At 67.2% G+C, this 19,672-nt stretch carries 9 protein-coding genes; 8 read left to right on the top strand and 1 reads right to left on the bottom strand.

All coding sequences use genetic code 11. The features are described 5' to 3' along the window. Positions 1-122: 122 nt before the first annotated feature. The 4 genes from ACREB4_RS10195 to ACREB4_RS10180 are packed head-to-tail and all read left to right on the top strand — an operon-like array spanning position 123 to position 15,143. A complete protein-coding gene (locus ACREB4_RS10195) occupies positions 123-12,611 on the top strand; it encodes an amino acid adenylation domain-containing protein (protein ID WP_431588103.1) in 12,489 nt (4,162 codons plus the stop codon). 21 nt (positions 12,612-12,632) lie between these two features. Continuing rightward, positions 12,633-13,436 carry a serine aminopeptidase domain-containing protein gene (locus ACREB4_RS10190; RefSeq protein ID WP_431588102.1) on the top strand — a complete coding sequence of 268 codons (804 nt, stop codon included), beginning with the start codon at positions 12,633-12,635 and terminating at the stop codon, positions 13,434-13,436. Further along, the gene (locus ACREB4_RS10185) at positions 13,433-14,266 is read left to right on the top strand and encodes an alpha/beta fold hydrolase (protein WP_431588101.1); all 834 of its coding nucleotides are present in this window, start codon (positions 13,433-13,435) and stop codon (positions 14,264-14,266) included. Before ACREB4_RS10190 ends, ACREB4_RS10185 begins: the two co-directional genes overlap by 4 nt. Before the next feature lie 7 nt (positions 14,267-14,273). Further along, the gene (locus ACREB4_RS10180) at positions 14,274-15,143 is read left to right on the top strand and encodes a cupin-like domain-containing protein (protein WP_431588100.1); all 870 of its coding nucleotides are present in this window, start codon (positions 14,274-14,276) and stop codon (positions 15,141-15,143) included. Between the two features lie 15 nt (positions 15,144-15,158). On the opposite strand, the gene ACREB4_RS10175 is transcribed toward ACREB4_RS10180, so the two are convergent. After that, entirely contained in the window at positions 15,159-16,256 is a 1,098-nt protein-coding gene (locus tag ACREB4_RS10175) for an SGNH/GDSL hydrolase family protein (protein ID WP_431588099.1), read from the bottom strand. Positions 16,257-16,353: 97 nt separating this feature from the next. On the opposite strand from ACREB4_RS10175, the gene ACREB4_RS10170 reads away from it, so the two are divergent. The 4 genes from ACREB4_RS10170 to ACREB4_RS10155 all read left to right on the top strand — a co-directional run bounded on the left by ACREB4_RS10170 (position 16,354) and on the right by ACREB4_RS10155 (position 19,543). Continuing rightward, positions 16,354-17,154 (top strand): methyltransferase, TIGR04325 family, encoded by an 801-nt coding sequence (locus ACREB4_RS10170; protein WP_431588098.1) that lies wholly within the window; start codon positions 16,354-16,356, stop codon positions 17,152-17,154. An 8-nt stretch (positions 17,155-17,162) separates the two neighbouring features. Beyond that, positions 17,163-17,867 carry a 4'-phosphopantetheinyl transferase family protein gene (locus ACREB4_RS10165; RefSeq protein WP_431588097.1) on the top strand — a complete coding sequence of 235 codons (705 nt, stop codon included), beginning with the start codon at positions 17,163-17,165 and terminating at the stop codon, positions 17,865-17,867. A 119-nt stretch (positions 17,868-17,986) separates the two neighbouring features. Further along, positions 17,987-19,057 (top strand): flavodoxin family protein, encoded by a 1,071-nt coding sequence (locus ACREB4_RS10160; RefSeq protein ID WP_431588096.1) that lies wholly within the window; start codon positions 17,987-17,989, stop codon positions 19,055-19,057. Positions 19,058-19,099: 42 nt separating this feature from the next. Then, positions 19,100-19,543 (top strand): OsmC family peroxiredoxin, encoded by a 444-nt coding sequence (locus tag ACREB4_RS10155; RefSeq protein ID WP_431588095.1) that lies wholly within the window; start codon positions 19,100-19,102, stop codon positions 19,541-19,543. Positions 19,544-19,672: the final 129 nt, after the last annotated feature.

The raw sequence follows: 19,672 nt of genomic DNA, 5'->3' as shown, positions 1-19,672 counted from the left end.
CCCAGGGTCGATTTTGTTTTTCAACGTTCTTCGGTAGATGAACGACGGTGCCCATGGCCACACAAGAAATACCCAGCAGGAAAATTGTCCCCTCTCCACCCGCCTTGAGCCATTGGCTTCGCATGGCCGCGGACAGGAATCCCAATGCCATCGCGCTGGAATTCTCGGGAAATCGGCTCAGCCATGCCCAGCTGCTCGCACAGGTGTGCCAGCAAGCCAAGCAGATGCGCGAAGCCGGACTGGGGGCCGGCGATCGCATCGCCATCGCCGCCACGCGTTCGGCCGACACCATCATCGCCATCCTGGCCGCCATCGAGGCCGAGCTGGCCTATGTGCCCCTGGACCTGAGTTATCCCGCCGACCGACTCCAAGCCATGCTGGGGGATGCCCAGGTCCGCGCCGTCGTCGGAGAGGCCGAGGCCCTGTCGGCCCTGGCGTCTTTGGTCGGACCTGTGCCCACGCTGGGCTCGGTCACTGCCCGGCAGGCCACGCCGCCACACGCGGCCACCGCCGACCTCGCCTACGTGCTGTTCACCTCCGGGTCCACCGGCCGCCCCAAGGGCGTGGCCATGGGCACCCTGCCCTTGCGCCATCTGATCCAGTGGCACGCCAAGCACCCGCGACTGGGCCTGGCCGCCCGCACCTTGCAGTTCGCACCGTTGTCTTTCGACGTGCATTTCCAGGAAATCTTCTCGACCCTGGCCTGTGGCGGCACCCTGGTGCTCATCCCCGACCTGCACCGGCGCGACCCGGCCCTGCTTCGCCAGGCCTTGCAGGAGCAAGGGGTTGAGCGCATTTTCCTGCCCTACGTGGCCTTGCAGATGCTGGCCCAGGCTGACGAGGACGCACATGCCGAAGGCAAACCGGCCCTGACCCTGCGGGACGCGGTCAGCGCGGGCGAGCAATTGCAAGTCACGCCCACCATCCGCGCCTTGTTCGAGCGCCTGCCACAAGCGGTGCTGCACAACCACTACGGCCCCACCGAAAGCCATGTGGTGACCGCCTTCGAGTTGTCCGGCCCACCATCGGCCTGGCCTGGCATCCCCGCCATCGGCACCGCCCTGCCCCATGTGCAGGTGGCCCTGCGCGACCCGGACACCGGCACCCTCAGCGCCACCGAGACCGGTGAACTGCTGCTGGGCGGTGAAACCCTGGCACAAGGCTATCTGGGCCAGGCCGAACTGAGCGCCGAGCGCTTCCTGGACAGCCCCGCGCAGTTGAACGGACGCTGGTACGCCACGGGCGACCTGGTCAGCCGCGCGCCAGACGGCGTGCTGACCTACCAGGGCCGCATCGACCAGCAACTGAAGGTGGACGGTTTCCGCATCGAGCCTGGCGACATCGAGCTGGCCCTGATGGCCCACGAGGCCATCCAGGACGCCGCCGTGACCGCGCCGGACGTTCCGGGTTCAGGCCGCCAATTGGTGGCCCACGTGGTGCTGCGCCCCTCCGGCCCGGTGCCGCCACAGTTGTCCAAGGTCCTGCGGCAATGGCTGCGCGAACGCCTGCCCGACTACATGGTGCCCGTGCGTTTCATCGTGCTGGACCGGCTGCCCACCACCCCCAGCGGCAAGATCGACCGCCGCGGCATGCCCTTGCCCACCATGGCAGCCAGCGTCGGGGCCGACCTGTCCAGGCTGCCCGTGGCCGAGCAACTGCGCAGCCTCTGGCAAGAACTGCTGGGGGTGAGCGAGCTGGCGGATGACACCAATGTGTTCGACGCCGGGGCCCGGTCACTGCTGGTGATGCGCTTCGTCGGACGGGTCAAGCAACTGGGCTTGAACCTGTCGGTGGCCGAGGTCTACGACCGGCCCACCATTGCCGGCATGGCGCAAAGCCTGCAAGGCACGGCGGCACCCCAACGTCGCGCGGTGCCACCCGTCTTGGCCGCGCAGGATGGCATCGCCATCATCGGCATGGCGGTGCGCGCCGACAACGCCCACGATCTGGACACCTTCTGGTCCAACCTGCTGACCGACCGGGAAAGCGTGCGCCGCTTCGCCCCGCACGAGCTCGACCCGTCGGTGCCCGAAGACCTGCGCAAGCGCCCCAACTTCGTGGCAGCGCGAGGCGTGCTGGAAGACGCCGACCGCTTCGACGCGGCCTTCTTCGGCATCTCTCCCCGCGAGGCCACCGTCATCGACCCGCAGCAGCGACTGTTCCTGGAGCTGTGCTGGTCGGCGCTCGAAAACGCCGCCATCGACCCCAGCCGCGTGCAGGACCGCATCGGCGTGTACGCCGGCAGCGCCAACAACACCTACCTCCCGGCCATGCGTGCCGAACAGCCCGAGCTGATCCAGCGCCACGGCGAGTTCGCCACCATGCTGGCCAACGAGAAGGACTACATCGCCACGCGCGCCGCCAACCGCCTGAACCTGCGCGGCCCGGCGGTGTCCATCCACACGGCTTGCTCCACCTCGCTGGTGGCCGTGACCCAGGCCTGGCATGCCCTGGCGCAAGGCCAGTGCGACGTGGCCCTGGCTGGCGGCGTGACCGTGGTCGTGCCACAGCCCGGCGGCTACCTGTACGTGGAAGGCAGCATGGAGTCCTCCGATGGCCGCTGCCGGCCTTTCGACGCCGAGGCCTCGGGCACCGTGTTCGCCAGCGGCGGCGGTGTGGTCGTGCTCAAGCGCCTGTCACAGGCCCTGGCCGATGGCGACACGGTGTACGCGGTCGTCAAGGGCGTGGGCATCAACAACGACGGCGGCGACAAGGCCAGCTTCACCGCGCCCAGCGTCAGCGGGCAGGCCGAAGCCATCACCACCGCGCTGGACCACGCGGGCGTCAATGCGCGCAGCATCGGCTATGTCGAAGCCCACGGCACGGGCACCTCGCTCGGCGACCCCATCGAGATCGCGGCGCTGAGCCGCGCCTGGTCGCGCGACACCCAAGACCGGCAGTTCTGCCAGATCGGCTCGGTCAAGGGCCACCTGGGTCACACCGTGGCGGCGGCGGGCGTCATCGGCCTGATCAAGACCACCTTGGCCCTGCACCGCGAACGCATCCCGGGCACCTTGCACTATCGCCGGCCCAATCCTCAGATCGACTTCGCCAACACGCCTTTCCAGGTGCTGGGGGCGGCCAAGGACTGGCCTCGCGGCCCACAGGTCCGCCGCGCGGCCGTCAGCTCGTTTGGCGTGGGTGGGACGAATGCCCACGTCGTGCTGGAAGAATCGCCCCAGGCGTTGAGCCAGGCCGAGTCCGATGCGGACCAACTCAGCCTGCTGCCCTTGTCCGCCAAGACGGCCGAAGCGGCGCTGCAAAGGGCCCGCGACCTGGCCGACCACCTGGAGCGGCATCCCCGCACCTGCTTGAACCAGGCCATGGCCACCTTGTCGCGCGGCCGCCAGCCCATGGGGCACCGCGTGGCCGTGGTGGCGCGCAATGCGGCCCAGGCCGTGACGGCGCTGCGGCAAATCAAGACCGCGCAATCCACCTTGGTCAAACCCCGTGTGGTCTTTCTGTTCCCCGGCCAGGGTTCGCAACACCCTGGCATGGCGCGGCAGCTGTACGACGAAGCCCCCGCCTTCCGCGAGGCCTTGGACCAATGCCTGGCCGCCACGCCGGCCGCTTTGGCCCAGGACCTGCACCGGTGGCTGGTGCTGGCCGACCCGGGCGACCCCGAAGCCTCGGCCAAACTGGCCGAAACCCGGCACGCCCAGCCCGCGCTGTTCTGCGTGTCCCACGCCTTGACCGCCTGGCTGGACAGCCTGGGCATCCGGCCCCAGGCCATGATCGGCCACAGCATTGGCGAGTACGTCGCAGCCTGCCACGCGGGTGTGCTGTCACTGGCCGATGCCATGGCGGCGGTCCTGGCACGAGGCCAGGCCATGTTCGAACAGCCCGCCGGGGCCATGCTGGCCGTGCGCGCCAGCGCGGACCTGGTGCGCAGCCTGATGCCGCCCGGCGTGGAAATCGCCGCCGCGAATGCGCCGTCGCTCACGGTGGTGGCCGGCCCCTTCGATGCCATCGACGAATTCGCCAAACGCCTCGAAGCGCAGGACATCGGCACGACGCGCCTGAAGGTGTCACACGCCTTCCACAGCGCGAGCATGGACGGTGCCTTGCCCCGGGTGGCGCAAGCCCTCGCCCGGAGCACGCTGCGCGCGCCATCGATCCCGATGCACTCCTGCATCAGCGGCCAGCTGCTGCAAGAACGCGAGGCCGTCGATCCGCAGTACTGGGCGCGCCAGGTGCGCGCCACCGTGCAGTTCAGCCGCGCCGTGCAGTCCCAGTTGGACCAGGGCGACAACACCCTTTTCGTGGAAGTGGGCCCCGGCCAGGCCCTGACCGCGCTGGTGCGCCAGCACCGAACCGCTCAGAATGGGGCGCCACGCGTGGTGCCCTTGCTGGGCCCGGCCCAGGATCCCGGGGCCCCGGCCGAGCGGGCGCTGGCCGGCCTGGGCGCGCTGTGGTGCGCTGGTGTCGAACTGGCCTGGCCCGTGCCGGCCAATGCCCGCCGCACCGGCCTGCCCGGCTATCCCTTCAAAGGCGAACCGCATTGGTTCGTTCGCCAGCCTGTCGCGACCAGCACCGCGGCCGCTCCCCTTTCTCTCATCCAAGAGGATGCCCGCCCCATGAGCCGTCTGCCCCGCCTTGAACAAGAACTCACGCGCATCCTCAGTGACGTTTCCGGCATCCCAGCGGAGGCCATCGACCGCGACACCACCTTCGTCAACCTGGACCTGGATTCCCTTTCGCTGACACAGGCCACCCTGGAGCTGGAGCGCGTGTTCGGCCTCAAGCTGCGCTTCCGCCGCCTGATGGAGGACCTGGACACGCTGGCCAAGCTTGGCCAGTTCCTGGATGCCCAGTTGCCAGCGGACCAGTTCGCCCCCCCTGCCGTGGCCACCACGGCCCTGCCAACGGCGCCCATGGCCCAGGCCATCTTCGCCACGCACCAACCCACGGTGGCGGGCGACGCCGTGCACCAGCTCATCCAGCAACAGATGCAGTTGATGGCACAGCAACTGGCCTTGCTGTCCGGACAAGGCGGCGCCCCCGCCACACCGCAGGCCACCCTCGCGCCCGCACCACGCATGCCAGCGGCCTCGCCAACCACGGCCGTGGCGGCGATCGAACCCGCCCAGCCCGGCAAGACCTCGCTGGTCGAGAAACCCTTTGGCGCCTCGGCCCGCATCACGCTGCAGGCGCAGACCAACTTCACGCCCGAGCAAAGCCAATGGCTTGACAGCTTCATCCAGCGCTACAACCAGCGCACCGGCCAATCGAAAGACTTCAGCCAGAAGCACCGCAAGGTGATGGCAGACCCGCGCGTGGTCACCGGCTTCAACCCGCTGTGGAAAGACCTGGTCTACCCCATCGTCGTCAACCGCTCGAAAGGGGCCAGCCTCTGGGACCTCGACGGCAACGAGTACATCGACCTGCTGTCCTGCTTCGGGGGCAACCTGCTGGGCTACCAACCCGAAGCCGTGATCGGCGCCATGCAGGCGCAGTTGCAACTGGGCCTGGAAGTGGGCCCGCAGCACCCGCTGGCGGCCGAAGTGGCCGACCTCATCTCTGAATTCACCGGCATGGAGCGCGTGGGCTTCTGCAACACGGGCTCCGAAGCCGTGATGGGCGCCATGCGCATCGCGCGCACCGTGACCGGCCGCAAGACCATCGCCATCTTCACCAATTCGTACCACGGGATCTTCGACGAAGTCATCGTGCGCGGCACCAAGCAATTGCGCTCGCTGTCGGCGGCGCCCGGCATCCTGGCCAACGCGGTCGAGAACATCCTGGTGCTGGACTGGAACAGCGAGGATTCACTGCGCGTGCTGCGCGAACGCGGCACCGAGCTGGCGGCCATCATGACCGAGCCGATCCAGAACAAGTACCCCACCGTGCAACCGCGCGAATTCGTGAAGTCCCTGCGCGAGATCGCCGACCAGGCGGGCTGCGCCCTGATCTTCGACGAGGTGGTGACGGGCTTCCGCGTGGCCCCCGGCGGCGCGCAGGAGTTCTACGGCGTGCGCGCCGACATCGCCACCTATGGCAAGGTGATCGGTGGCGGCCTGCCCTTCGCCGCCATCGCCGGCAATGCCAACTGGCTGGACGCCCTGGACGGCGGCCACTGGCAATACGGCGACGACTCCTACCCCGAAGCCGGCGTGACCTATTTCGCCGGCACCTTCGTGCGCCACCCACTGGCCCTGGCCGCGGCACATGCCACCCTGCTGCACCTCAAGCGCGGCGGCCGCGAGTTCTACCGCGCGCTCAATGACCGCACACAACGCATGATCGACCAGCTGAACGCCGCGTTCGCGCAGCGTGGCGCGCCGGTCAAGGCCGTGCACTGTGCCTCGCTGTGGCGCCTGCAGTGGGACGATGGCGTTCCCAACATCAGCCTGTTCTATTACCTGGCGCGCTTCCACGGCCTGCACCTGTACGAGCAGTTCGGCCACTTCGTCACCGAAGGCATGACCGACGCGCACACCGACCGCATCGTCGACACCTTCCTCAAGGCGCTGGACGAGTTGATGGCCCTGGGCCTGATCCCGTCCACCGATGGCGGCGGCCCCGGCGCCAGCTTGCCCGCGTCCAGCGAAGCCCCCTTGTCACCCGGCCAGACCGAACGCTGGCTGGCGGCCATCTACGACCCGGCCGCACGGCGCGCGCTCAACGAGTCCCTGTGCATCACGCTCTCGGGAACGGTGGATGCCGCCGCCTTGAAGTCGGCCCTGCAAGACGTCTTGCAACGGCACACCGCCTTCAAACTGCGCTTCGACCTGGACGAGCCGCGGCAGATCATCGATCCCCAGGCCACGGTGCCCATCGCCGAGATCGATCTGCGTGCCCAGTCCGACAGCGACCAGGCCCTCGACCAGCACTGCCAGCAGGCCAACGCGACCGACCTTCCGCTCGACCAGGCACCGCTGGCCCGCGCCAGCATCCTTCACCTGGCCGATGGCCGCGTGGTGGTCCACCTGGTGGCCAGCCACCTCATCTTCGACGGGTGGGCCTCCAGCGTTTTCAACGTGGAGCTGGCGCAGGCCTACCGCGCCCGGGCCTCGGGCCGGCAGCCCGATTGGGCGGCCCCCGCCTCGCCCCTCGCCTTCGCCCAAGGTGAACAAACTCGCTTCAAGGGCCCGGACGGACAGGCCAGCGTGGCCCACTGGCAGCAGGTTCTGCAAGGCCCGCCCACGCCCATCTCGCTCGGCGACAAGACGCCATCCGGTCCGCGCACCTTCGCCGCCAACACCGCCAGGGCCCGCCTGGACGGCGCCCACCTGACCGCGCTGCGCGAACAGGCCAAGGCCCATGGCGCCACCCTGTTCCAATGGCTGCTGAACACCGTGGCCGACTTGATCGCGCAGGAAAGCGGCCAGCGCGACATCGTGGTCAGCATCCCCTACGCAGCACAGAACCTCGAGCGCCATGCGCCCTTGCTGGCCGATGGCGTCCTCGACCTGCCCGTGCGTTTGAAGCTGCCGGAAGGCGAGCCCTTCAAGGCGCGCATCGCCCGCGTCAAGGGCGCGCTCATGGACGCGATGGACCACCCCCTCATGACCCAGGGCACCGCCGCACGCGCACTGGGCCTGCAGGCGGAAGGCAGCCGTCCGCCCTTGAGCAGCATCTACTTCAACCTCAACCCAAAGGTGGACTTGTCGGGTTGGGCGCCGCTCAAAGCGCAGATGCACGAAGGCCGCAAGGCCGGCCTGCTCAGCGAACTGTTCTTCAATTTCTACGAGCAGGCCGATGCGCTCACCCTCGACCTGCACCACAGCAGCGAATACCTGAGCCTGGGCCGGGCCCAACAACTGGCGGACCAGCTCATGGCCCAGCTGGCTTCGTCCGGCGCCGCCACAGTCCAGCTCGATCCACGCCTGTTGGCCTGGAACCAGACCGACCGACCACTCGATCCGCAGGCCCGCGTCGAAACCTGGGTGTCGCGCCAAGCCAAGCTGACGCCCAGTGCCACCGCCGTGGTCACCAGCGAAGGCCAGCTGAGCTACCAGGACCTCGAGTCACGGTCCAACCAGATCGCCCGAGTCCTGCAAAACCGTGGCGTCTGCGCCGGCCAGCGCGTGGGCATCAGCCTCCCCCGCGGCCAGCACTTGCTGCCCGCCCTGATCGGCGTGCTCAAGACCGGCGCGGCCTACGTGCCCATGGACCCGGGCTTCCCCACCGAACGCCTGAAAATGATGGCCGAGGATTCGGGCCTGACCCTGGTCGTGACGCACTCCACCTGCGCCGAAGCCAGCGGCCTGCCGCGCGCCCTGCAACTGCGCCTGGACGACGATGCCTCGCTCGTGGCCCAGGCCCCCAACACGGCCCTGCCCGCCTCGATCGACTCCCAGGCCGCGGCCTACGTGATCTACACCTCCGGCTCCACCGGCCGGCCCAAGGGCGTGTCGGTGCCGCATGGCGCCGTTTGCAACTTCCTGAGCAGCATGCAACGGGAACCCGGCTTCAAGGCCGGTGACCGCCTGCTGGCCGTGACCACCCTGAGCTTCGACATCGCGGTGCTGGAACTGCTGCTGCCCCTGGTCACTGGCGGCACCGTGGTGCTCGCCACGCGCGACGATGCCATGGATGGCGAAACACTGATGGCCCTGGCCCTTCAGGAGCGGGTGAACGTCATGCAGGCCACGCCCACCACCTGGCACCTGCTGCTGGACGCGGGCTGGCAGCCACCCAGCGGCTTCCGGGCCCTGGTCGGCGGCGAACCGTTGCCCCCCGCCTTGGCCAGCGCCTTGCTGGCCAAGGGCATCGAAGTCTGGAACATGTACGGGCCCACCGAGACCACCGTGTGGTCCACGCTGTCCCCCGTGCGCGACCCCGACGCCAAGATCACCATCGGCCGCCCCATCGACAACACCCAAGTGTGGATCCTTGACGAGGCGATGCGACCCGTGCCCATCGGGCAGGAAGGCGAACTCTGCATCGGTGGCGATGGCGTCGCCCTGGGCTACCACGGGCGCCCCGACCTCACCTCGGACCGTTTCGTGAGCATCCCCTGGGGCCCGCGCCCGGCGCAACGCGTGTACCGGACCGGCGACCTGGGCCGCTGGCGCGAAGATGGGCAACTCGAACACCTGGGCCGCATGGACTTCCAGGTCAAGATCCGCGGCTACCGCATCGAACTCGGCGAGATCGAAGCCCAGCTCGAAGCCCAGGCCGGGGTGGCCCGCGCCGTGGTGAACGCGGCGGAAGTCAGCCCGGGTGACGTGGCCCTCATCGGCTACGTGGTGCCGCAAACCAATGCCGCGCTGGACAGCGCCGCCTTGAGGACCAGCCTGCGCCAGACCTTGCCGGACTACATGGTGCCCCGCACCATCCTGGTCCTGCCCAAGCTGCCACTGCTGCCCAACAACAAGATCGACCGCAAGGCCTTGCCCTTGCCCGTGTCCAAGGCCAGCGCACCGCCGGTGCAGCCTCCCACGACAGCGCCGGCCTACACGACGGCCTCGGGCCCCATCGCCGAAGCCACGGTCACGGTGGCCCAGGAAATGGGCAAGCTGCTGGGCCGCGAACGCCTGCAGGACCACGACCACTTCTTTGAACAAGGCGGTCATTCACTGATGGCCGCCAAGTTGTCCGCCGCCCTGGCCACCGCGCTGGGGCACCGTCCCGGCCTTCGGATGATCTTCGACCACCCGACACCTGCCAAGCTGGCGCAGGCCTTGGTGGTCCTGAAACAGGCGCAAGCCCCCACGGCCAAGGCTGGCAGTGGCAACGCGGACACGATCCCCGTCCGGGCCGACCAATCCACGGCGCCGCTGTCGCAGATGCAGGAACGCGTGTGGTTCCTGGAGAACGTGACCCCGGGCACCGTCGTCCACAGCATCCCGACCGGCCACCGCCTGCTGGGCCCGCTGAACGTGGAGGCGTTCAACCGCGCCTGGCACCTGTTGATCCAGCGCCAGAGCGTGTTGCGCACCATCGTCGAACGCGCCCCCGAAGGCGACGTGCAGCGCATCCTGCCAACCCTGGACTTCAGCCTCTTGCCCTTCGACGATTTCAGCCACCTGCCTGAAGCCGAGCGCAAGCCGGCGATGAACAAGGTCATCGCCGAACTGGTCGAAACCCCCTACGACGTGGAAAAGGGCCCGCTCTTCACCGCCAGGCTGTTCCGGCTGGCACCCGAAGAACACGGCCTGCTGTTCCAGGCCCACCACCTGATCTGGGATGCCTGGTCCTTCGACCTGCTCTATGTCGACTTGCCTGAGCTGTACAGCGCTTGCCTCGAGGGCCGCGAGCCCAGCTTGCCCCCGATCACCGTGAGCTACGGCGACTTCGCCGCCTGGCACAACGACTGGATGAGTGGCCCCGAGTTGCAACGGCAACTGGGCTACTGGCGCGAACAGCTGACGCCCCTGCCCCCCGCCATCGAGTTGCCCCTGGACCATCCTCGTCCCGACTTCATGTCGGGCCGGGGCGGCTCATTCCAGTTCAACCTGGCCAAGGACGTGACCGATGCGCTGCGCGCTCAAGCCCAGCACCAGGGCCGCACGCTCTACATCACCTTGCTGGCGGCCTACGCGCTGGCACTGCACCGTGTGAGCCAGCAAGACGACTTCGTCATCGGCACCCCCGTGCGCGGCCGGGAGCAGCCCGCGCTGGAGCCTCTGATGGGCTTCTTCGTCAACATGCTGCCCCTGCGCATGCAACCCCAGGCGGGCATGTCGCTCCAAGCTTGGCTGGCCGCCGTCCACCGCAAGGTCGTCGATGCCTTCTCCTTCCCGGACGTGCCCTTCGATCACTTGGTCCAGGCACTCCAGGTGCCGCGTGACCTGAGCCGCCCACCGGTGCACCAGGTGTCCTTCTCTTACCAGGATGTGCGTGAGCGCACCACCCGCTGGGGCAATGTCGACCACCAGCGCATGCCCACCCCCATGCTGGGGGCCGCGCAAGACCTCTCCTTGTGGTGCGTCGAAACGCGCAACCACATCGAATTCGTCTTCACGTTCAACGCCGATGTCCTCGAGAAAGACACGGTTGGCATCTTCGCGGCCAGCCTTGAAAAGCTGCTGCGGCAGATCGTGACCGACCCCCACCGTCCTCTCGCCGACTACGACTTGTCGCCCGACAGCACCGGCGGAACGCCTTCGGCCCCAGTCACCAATGTGGTCGATCTGCTGCGCCAGCAAGCGCCTGTCCAGTCCAAGGACATCGCCCTCGGCCAGACCGGTGAACGGCCACTCAGCCATGCCGAGCTGTGGGCCCAGGCCAACCAGGTGAGCCATTTCCTGCGCGCCCAGGGCATTGGCCGCGGCCAGTTCGTGGGCGTCTGCATGCCACGCCGCCCCGAGCTCCTGACGGCCATCCTGGGCATTCTCCAGGCTGGAGCCGCCTACCTGCCCCTCGACCCGATGGAGTCCGACCAGCCACTGGCCAGCACCTTCCAGGATGTCAAGCCGAGCTGGGTCATCGGCCGCTCCGACACGGTGCAGGCGCTGTCCTGGCCCCGGGACAAAACCTTGCTGATGGACCTGGACGAGCGGCTGCTCCGGGCCCAAGCCGACACCCCACTGGCGCCAGACCAGGCCCATGATGCGACCGACACCGATCCGGTTTGCATCGTCCTCACACCAGGCACCACCGGGCAGGCCAGGCGACGCGTGACCCTGCGGCACCGCGGCGTCACGAACCTCCTTCAAAGCCTCGCGCAAAAGCTCGGTTTGAAGCCCGGGCAAAGGCTGTTGGCGGTGAACCCGCTGAGTTCCGGCCTGTCCGTGCCCGAACTCTTCCTGCCCTTGCTGGTCGGGGCCGAAGTCGCGCTGTGCCCCGCGGACGCGTTGCGCGACCCGCGCCTGCTGAAGGCCCAACTCGACGACGACATCGACGTCATGCAGGCCACCCCCAGCACATGGCAGGCCTTGGTCGACGCGGGCTGGCAGGGCCACCCCCGCTTCGTGGCCCTCTCGGGTGGCGAGTCCTTGCCGGCGCCTTTGGCATCGCAACTGCTTACCCGCAGCGCCGCCCTGTGGAACCTGTACGGGCTGGCGGAGACCACGGTGTGGTCGACCTGCTGGCCAGTGGTCCACCCCGAACGCGGCATCCGCATCGGCCAGCCCATCGCCAACACCCAGGTCCAGGTGCTGGACGCCCAAGGACAAGCCTGCGCCATCGGCACGCCGGGCGAGATCTGCATCGGTGGTGCGGGCCTGACCGACACCGCCGCCCCTGCCGGGCTGTACCGCACCGGCGACCTCGGGCAGTGGCATGAGCACGGCGAACTGGAACACCTCGGCCGCTTGAAGCAAGCGACACAAACCGAAGCATCGATGGACACCAGGCCCGTCATCTCCAGCAAGCCCTTGCCCGTCACAGCGCTTGAAAAAGCGATCGCTCAAGTGTGGCAAGAACTGATTGGCGAGGACGACATCGGCCTGGACGACAACTTCTTCGACCTGGGCGGGCATTCACTGCTGGCCATGCGCGCCGTCACCGAAATCAGGCGCCGCACCGGCGTCAACGTGAGCGTGCGTCGCCTGATTTTCGAGACCCTGGGTCAACTGGCCGCACAGGAAGCCACCATCGCACAGGACGTGCCCACCGCCAAACCGGCCCTGGCCAACGGCAGCACGCCCTCTTCGCCCACCACCAGTGGCGACTCGGCCACGGCCAAGAACAGCTGGATCAACCGCCTGCTGGGCCGGTGAGGACGTCATTCACAGCCTGACATGAACCCATTTTTCTTCGGCCCACCGGCCCGCCGCCTTTATGGTGTCTACCACCCGCCCACCGCCTCACAACGGCTCTCATCGCAGGTGCTGCTTTGCCCCCCTTTCGGGCAGGAAGCCGTGCGCACGCACCGCCTGCACCGCCTGCTGGCCGACCACCTGAGCCGCCAGGGCGTGCACGTGATGCGCTTCGACTACTTTGGCACGGGTGAATCCTCGGGCGCCGACCAGGACGCCACCCTCACCCAATGGCGCGACGACATCCTGGTAGCCCATGGCGAATTGAAGCTGCGCACCCGTGCCCAACGGACCGCTTGGCTGGGCACCCGCCTGGGCGCCACCTTGGCCATCCTGGCCTCCGAGCGCTGCGAGGATCAGCCGCCGGATCGCCTGATCCTCTGGGAGCCAATCCTGGACGGCCCCGCCTACCTGCGGGAGTTGGGCGAGGCGCACGCGCGGGAGCTTTACTCGCCGCTCCTGCACACCCAACGGCCGTCCACGACGGTGCGGGACGAGATCCTGGGCTTCGGCGTGAGTGAGCTCTGGCTGAAACAGCTCGGCGAACTGTCCATCCATCAGCTGAACCCCGTTTGCAAGGAAGCCTGCATCCAGCTGTCACGGGCCGAAGATGCCACCAGCACCGCGCACCTGTCCGAGGCCTGCCGGGCGCGCGGCGCGCAATGGCAACACAGGCCCACCAGCACCGACATCGCCTGGCACACCGAAGAAGCGGGCGGATCGGCGCTGGCACCACCCGAACTTTTGCGACAGCTCGTGGCCGCCTCGACGGGGAACCTGGCATGAACGAGAACATCCTCAACTTCGGCCATGGCGGCCGCCTGACCGGCACCTTGACGCTCCCGCTCACGTCCGCCCCGGCGAAGTCCACGGCGATCCTGCTGCTGAACGCAGGTGTGATTCACCGCATGGGGCCACACCGCATCAACGTCAAGCTCGCCAGGCACCTCGCGGCGCAGGGCTTCACCGTCCTGCGCATCGACCTGTCGGGCCAAGGTGACAGCCAGAACGCCGAGAGCCCGCAATCGTTCGAGCAGCAAGCGGTCCTGGACCTCCAGGCGGCCATGGACCACCTGCAACGGATCACCTCCGCCAAGCGCTTTGCCCTGGCCGGCATCTGTTCCGGGGCCCACCACGGCGTGGCGGCGGCGCTTCAAGACGAACGCCTCTCGGCGCTGTGGCTGATGGACACGCACACCTACCCCACGCTCCGCACTTACTGGGTCCGTTCCATTCGCCAACTGCGGCAGCAGCCCGGCCCCACGCTGCGGCGCTGGGGCATGAAGATCGTGAACCGCCTGACCACGAAAGCGGAGAACCGCCAGGTCCCGGTGCCATCGATCGAGGAAACCTATGGCAAGCCGCCGAAGGCCGAGTTCGCGGCGGAAATCCAGTCGTTGATCGCCAAGCAGGTCAGGCTTCAAATCGTTTATTCGGGCGGCGTGTTCTGGAGTCACAACTACCCCGCCCAATGGCGCGATGCGTTCAAGCCTTACGGCGCCGTGGCGCGCGTCCCGAACGAATTGCTCCCCGACGTTGACCACACAGCCTCGACGCTGACCGCACAGCACCAACTCATCGAGTCGGTGAGCCGCTTCGCCAACCAGTTCGATTGACGACACCATGAACCATTGCTTTGCCGAAGACATCAAGAGCGAACTGCTGGACCGGCAGCCGTTCAAGTTCCACCACCAGTTGCTGGAGCATCCCGCGCTGTCGTTGGAGAACCTCTCGCGTGTGCTGCCCACCTTGCCGCAGCAACAGGTGATGTATTCCAAAGGCTTGCTGGACGTGGCGGATGACTTCGAGTCGACCTTCCGCAAAAAACCCAGGGACCGCACGCTGGAGGAAACCATCGACTCCATCCGGACCTCGGACGCCTACATCATGGTCCGCTCGCCTGAGGTTGACCCCTCCTTTGCCGATCTGTACAAGGCGCTGTGCGGCGAGGTCGCCACGCTGATGCGGGCACGCGGCGTCGGGCAGATCCCCATCGACACGCAGCTCTACCTGTTCATCGCCTCGCCCAACAGCATCACGCCCTTCCACATCGACCGCTACTCCACCTTCCTGATGCAGTTCAGGGGCAGCAAGACGGTCACGGTGGGCATGCCCTGGGACGACCGCGTGGTGTCGCAACCAGACCGTGAAGCCTATGTGGTCCGGGAGAAAACCAAGCTGCCCTGGTCCAGCCGGATCGACGAGTTCTCGACGGCCTTCCAGTTCAGCCCTGGCGAGGCCCTGCACATCCCGTTCATCGCTGGTCACCACGTGTGCAATGGCCCGGAGGACGTGTCGATCTCGATGTCCATCATCTTCAACACCGACGAAAGCATCCGCTGGCGCAATGCGATCTCGTTCAACCACGTGCTCCGCAAGCAATTGAACAAGGTGAGCCTGACGCCGGCCAGCGTCGGCCAGTCGGCCTGGCGAGACGCCATGAAATCGTCGATGTGGCAACGCTACCGACAGATGCGCGGCTTCGAGGGTTGACGTCTGCCTGGCATGTCAACGCATACCAAATCGCCCATCCGGATCGACGAAGTTGATCAGTTCGTCCGTCTGCAAGGGTTTGACGGCCAGCCCGAACTGGCCGTTGAGTTGCGACACGAGGGCCTGCGCCCACAGGGCATTCCACACCGTGCCAGCATGCCCATCGGCCAGGGTGGCGTGCCAAGGTTCGTCACCACCTGTGTTGACGACCTCGAAATGCGGACCGAAACGCACGGTCTTGTAAGCGGCCGGGTCGCCGGAAGGCATGCGGCTGCCCCACAAGGCGGCGAACCAGGCCTGCTCGTCAAAGAAGGCGATGCGAGGATCACCCTGAGCGATCGCCCGCAGGCCACGGTCAAACCGCGCCAGGCCTTGGTGGATGTTGGCCAAGGCTTGCGGCGACCGCCACAGCGCGTGGAAGCGCTCCCACTCGGCGTTGTTGAAGATCCCGACCAGCACGATGCGCACAGTGGGATGAGACCGGCGCAAGCGTTCCACCGAAGTGCGGATCTCCCGCACACAAGCGTCGATCAAGGCGACAGGCTCCGGGGCTTCCGGGTCGCGCGACAAGGCCTCCAGGCTGTCCTGCACGCCAAAGTCGTTCGTGCCGATGCGGATCAGCACCACGCCGTCCTTCCAACGCTCCGGCACCCGGTGCATGGCGGTCAGCAAACGCCCAGTCTGGTCATGCTGTGGCGCATTGAGGTGTTCACAAACCGCACCCGAATAGGCTTGGTTGTAGAGGTAGTCCTGCTTGACCGGAAACCGCCCATCCAGGCCCAGCGCGTCACGCAAGATGGACAGTCGGCGCCAACGCGTGCCCCAGGTGCCCCAAGGCCCCGGGTCCAGTTGGCCGGACCTCAAATGCGCCAATATTTCGGTCCACTGCCAGGTGCGCTGCCTCAAGGCTCCGCCGCGCGCCCTCTTTTGGGCCGCGAAGTTCAGGTCGTCGTGGTACGCATGGCTGTCGGAATCGCCCAGCACGCCAAAGCTCACGGCGCCAGGCGCCAGCGGCGATGCCCCTCGGCGCTGCCACCACTCGTCCACCGGCAGCAGCAGGGCGCTGGCACCCACGCCGACCACCAACAGTGCCCACCCAACGAATTTCTTCATGCCATCACGCTCCGACTGCGCCGGGCCCACCCGTCAGCGCGCTCGGAATGTACCTCATCCCTCAACCCTGAACCTGCAGTACCAGGCCTGATCAACCATGCAACTTGCCACCCTCAAACGATTGCCGCTGCTCCGTTCCTGGCTGCGCAAGCGTGCCATCCGCAAGTACTTCTCCAGACCTGGCGTCGGTTTTCACAGCGGCCATTTCGACAGCTTCGCACAAGCCCGCGACTGGCTGCCACCCTCACCGGAGTTCGGCCACGAGCAGTTCACCGATGAGTACGTGAACGAACGTTCGCACCGCATCTGGCCCTTCGACTACCCCGTGATCTTCTGGCTTCGGGATGCATTCGAGCAAGGCAGCAGCACGGTCCTCGACATTGGCGGGTCCATCGGCAACCAGTTCTATGCTTACAAGCGCTACCTGAGCTACCCCGAAGGGCTTCAATGGCGCGTCCATGAACTGCCGGCCTTCATCCAGGAGGGCCAGGACCTCGCCAAGGCGCGCAACGTGCACGATCTGCATTTCTCGGCCGACTGGCCCTCTGACTGGCTGGACAGCGACATCTGGATCGCCGCCGGTGCGCTGGAGTTCATGGAAACCAACAACCTGCCGGCCTTGCTCGCGCGGGCTCGCCGCAAACCCAGGCACCTTTTGCTCAACAAGTTGCCTTTGACGCAAGCCCCCGCCTTCGTCTCGACGCAGAACATCGGCTTTGGCTCCTTCGTGCCCCACCATGTTTTCAACCGCCAGGCCTTCATCTCGGCCATCGAAGCGCAGGGCTACGAACAGGTCGATGCCTGGGACGTGCCCGAACGGACCTTCACCTCGCTGGGCTTCGACGAGGACTTCTTCGACACCTACAGCGGCTTGTATTTCCGACTGAAGGGCGCGTGAGCCTGGCCATGAACGTCAGCAGCCCTGGCATCGTCGCCCTGCCCACGCCCCCCGGGCTGGACATCGCCCTGTGGCTGGTCGACCTCGACGCGGACGCCAACCACTGGGACACCACGGTGCTCCACGCCAGCGAGCAGGACAGGGCCGCGCGCTTCCGCTTCGACGTGCATGCCCGGCGCTACCGGGCCAGCCACGTGGCCTTGCGGCAGATCCTGGGCCACGCCACCGGCCTGGACCCGGCCAGCCTGGTTTTCACCGAGGGGACCCACGGCAAGCCGCGCCTGGTGCATGCGGGCGCGCCCCAATTCAACATGAGCCACAGCGCGGGCTGGGCTTTGATCGGCGTGTGCCCCGACCACCCCATTGGCATCGACATCGAAATCGTGACGCCCATGGACGATGCCGAGGTGCTGGCCCAGCGCAACTTCAGCGCGACCGAGTACGCCGCCTTCGCACACACCCCGCCCGACCAACAGCTGGAAGCTTTCTTCCGCTGCTGGACCCGCAAGGAGGCCTGCCTGAAAGCCCTCGGCAGTGGCCTGTCGATCGAGCCTGGCGAGTTCGAGGCAGGCCTGGGCCAACTTGAACAAGGCACCTTCATCGCCGTCGACGGCCAGCCTTGCCGGATGCGCGTAGGGTGCATCGGACTCCCCATCGCGGGCCTGGCCGCCTACGCCAGGCTGGACGACGCCCACAGCCCCTTGGCCATGTGAAGCCCCAACGGCCTCTGTAGGACGGCACGCCACCCACATCGCGGCGCCTTCCGACGGCCCAGGTCAGCGCGCCTGCCGATACTGAAGGCCTTGCAGCCAATCGGCGTGGGGGCCCAGCCATGATCGACATCCGCCAAGGCCAGACCGGCGAACACCTGAGCCGCGAGGTCTTCCACGAACGCTTCATGGTCCGCTACATGGACCCGGCCTACGCGGCCGAGGCCGAGGCCATTGCCCGGCTGGAAGAGATCGCCTGGCAGGCCTACCAGGATGGTCGAAAAGCCCCAATCACGCGGGCCGCCGGTCCGGGCTTCGCCGATCCCACGTACGAAGTGTCGGTTCAGTGGCTGGAAACCCGCCAGAGGCTGAAGGACGCGCAAGCGCATTGGAACGCGCCTTCCAACCCGTCGCGCGTGCTCGTCATCGCTGGCGGGGCGCGCAACGACGGCACCTGCCCAGGTGAGATGTCCAAGACCTGGCGCCTGAGCACCCTGGTGCGCGACGTGGTGCAACAAGCCGGCGCCCACGCCGACGTGCTGGACCTCAGCCTGATCACCAGCGAGTACGGCCGGGCGATCCACCCCTGCAAAGGCTGTGTGGGCACCGCCATGCCCCTGTGCCATTGGCCGTGCAGCTGCTATCCCAACCATGCCCTCGACCAGGCCGACGACTGGATGGCCGAGATCTACGAGCGGTGGGTGTCTGCCCATGGCGTGGTCATCCTGGCCCCGACCTACTGGTACCAGTCGCCCAGCCCGCTCAAGCTGATGATCGACCGCCTGGTGTGCGCCGATGGCGGCAACCCCGACCCCTCCAGCACGCATGGCAAGAAGGCGGCGCAAGCCAAACAGATCGAAAAGGACGGTTGGGATTTTCCCAAACACTTGGCGGGCCGCGTCTATGGCCTGGTGGTGCACGGCGATGTGGCCGGCATCGAATCGCAGCGCCGCAACCTGAGCGACTGGCTGGACTGGATGGGCCTGATCGACGCGGGCGCCCATGCCAAGCTCGACCGTTACGTCGGCTACTACGAACCCTATTGGAACAGCCACGAAGCCCTCGACCGGGACACCGCCTTGCAGGAAGAAGTTCGCAACGTGGCCCGGGCGGTGATGAATGCCGTGGGCGAGCTGCGCGGCGGGCGACTCAGCCAGCCCGACCACACGCTGAACAGGCCACGCCCGAAATAGATAGACTGGCCTGGCTTCATCCACCATCACAGGAGAGACGCCATGTCAGACAAGACCGCCAACGTTCATTGGGAGGGCCGGGGCAAGGAAGGCCTGGGCAAGATCAGCACGCCCCAGACCAACGCGCTGAAGGACTACCCCTACGGCTTCGCCAGCCGTTTCGGCGACGACCGCAGCGGCACCAATCCCGAAGAGCTGCTGGGCGCCGCCCATGCCGCCTGTTTCACGATGGCGTTTTCTTTCGCTTGCGACAAGGCCGGCTTCGCCACCGCCAAAGTGGACACCCAGGCCAATGTGCATTTGAAGGTGCAAGGCGACGGCTTCATCATCGACCGCATCGCCCTGCAACTCACCGCCGACGTACCGGGTCTGGACGAGGCGGCATTCCAGCAGATCGCGCAGGCCGCCAAGGCCAACTGCCCCCTTTCAAAGGCACTGGCCAGCGTGCCCGAGATCAGTTTGAAAGCGACCCTGGTCCACTCCTAGGCGCCATGGCCCCCACCGCGGGGTCGACCATTTCCAGGATCTTCAGGTCTTCCTCGCGGCAGCAACGCACGGGCCACTGCGGCGGGGTCCTCCAGACCCGGCGCGGCGAACCGTCGCTGTCCAGGCGCA

It is taken from the genome of Aquabacterium sp., from assembly GCF_050725395.1.
In the GTDB taxonomy this organism is placed as follows: Bacteria; Pseudomonadota; Gammaproteobacteria; order Burkholderiales; family Burkholderiaceae_C; genus Aquabacterium.
The sequence above is the reverse complement of the archived record's forward strand: the minus strand, read 5'-3'. Positions and strand labels throughout refer to the sequence as shown.

What these genes read in the sequence shown, in the direction of transcription:
- ACREB4_RS10155 (WP_431588095.1), top strand. Translation starts at nt 19,100, where the DNA reads ATGTCAGACAAGACCGCCAACGTTCATTGGGAGGGCCGGGGCAAGGAA.
- ACREB4_RS10185 (WP_431588101.1), top strand. Translation starts at nt 13,433, where the DNA reads ATGAACGAGAACATCCTCAACTTCGGCCATGGCGGCCGCCTGACCGGC.
- ACREB4_RS10175 (WP_431588099.1), bottom strand. Translation starts at nt 16,256, where the DNA reads ATGAAGAAATTCGTTGGGTGGGCACTGTTGGTGGTCGGCGTGGGTGCC.
- ACREB4_RS10170 (WP_431588098.1), top strand. Translation starts at nt 16,354, where the DNA reads ATGCAACTTGCCACCCTCAAACGATTGCCGCTGCTCCGTTCCTGGCTG.
- ACREB4_RS10165 (WP_431588097.1), top strand. Translation starts at nt 17,163, where the DNA reads ATGAACGTCAGCAGCCCTGGCATCGTCGCCCTGCCCACGCCCCCCGGG.
- ACREB4_RS10180 (WP_431588100.1), top strand. Translation starts at nt 14,274, where the DNA reads ATGAACCATTGCTTTGCCGAAGACATCAAGAGCGAACTGCTGGACCGG.
- ACREB4_RS10195 (WP_431588103.1), top strand. Translation starts at nt 123, where the DNA reads ATGGCCGCGGACAGGAATCCCAATGCCATCGCGCTGGAATTCTCGGGA.
- ACREB4_RS10190 (WP_431588102.1), top strand. Translation starts at nt 12,633, where the DNA reads ATGAACCCATTTTTCTTCGGCCCACCGGCCCGCCGCCTTTATGGTGTC.
- ACREB4_RS10160 (WP_431588096.1), top strand. Translation starts at nt 17,987, where the DNA reads ATGATCGACATCCGCCAAGGCCAGACCGGCGAACACCTGAGCCGCGAG.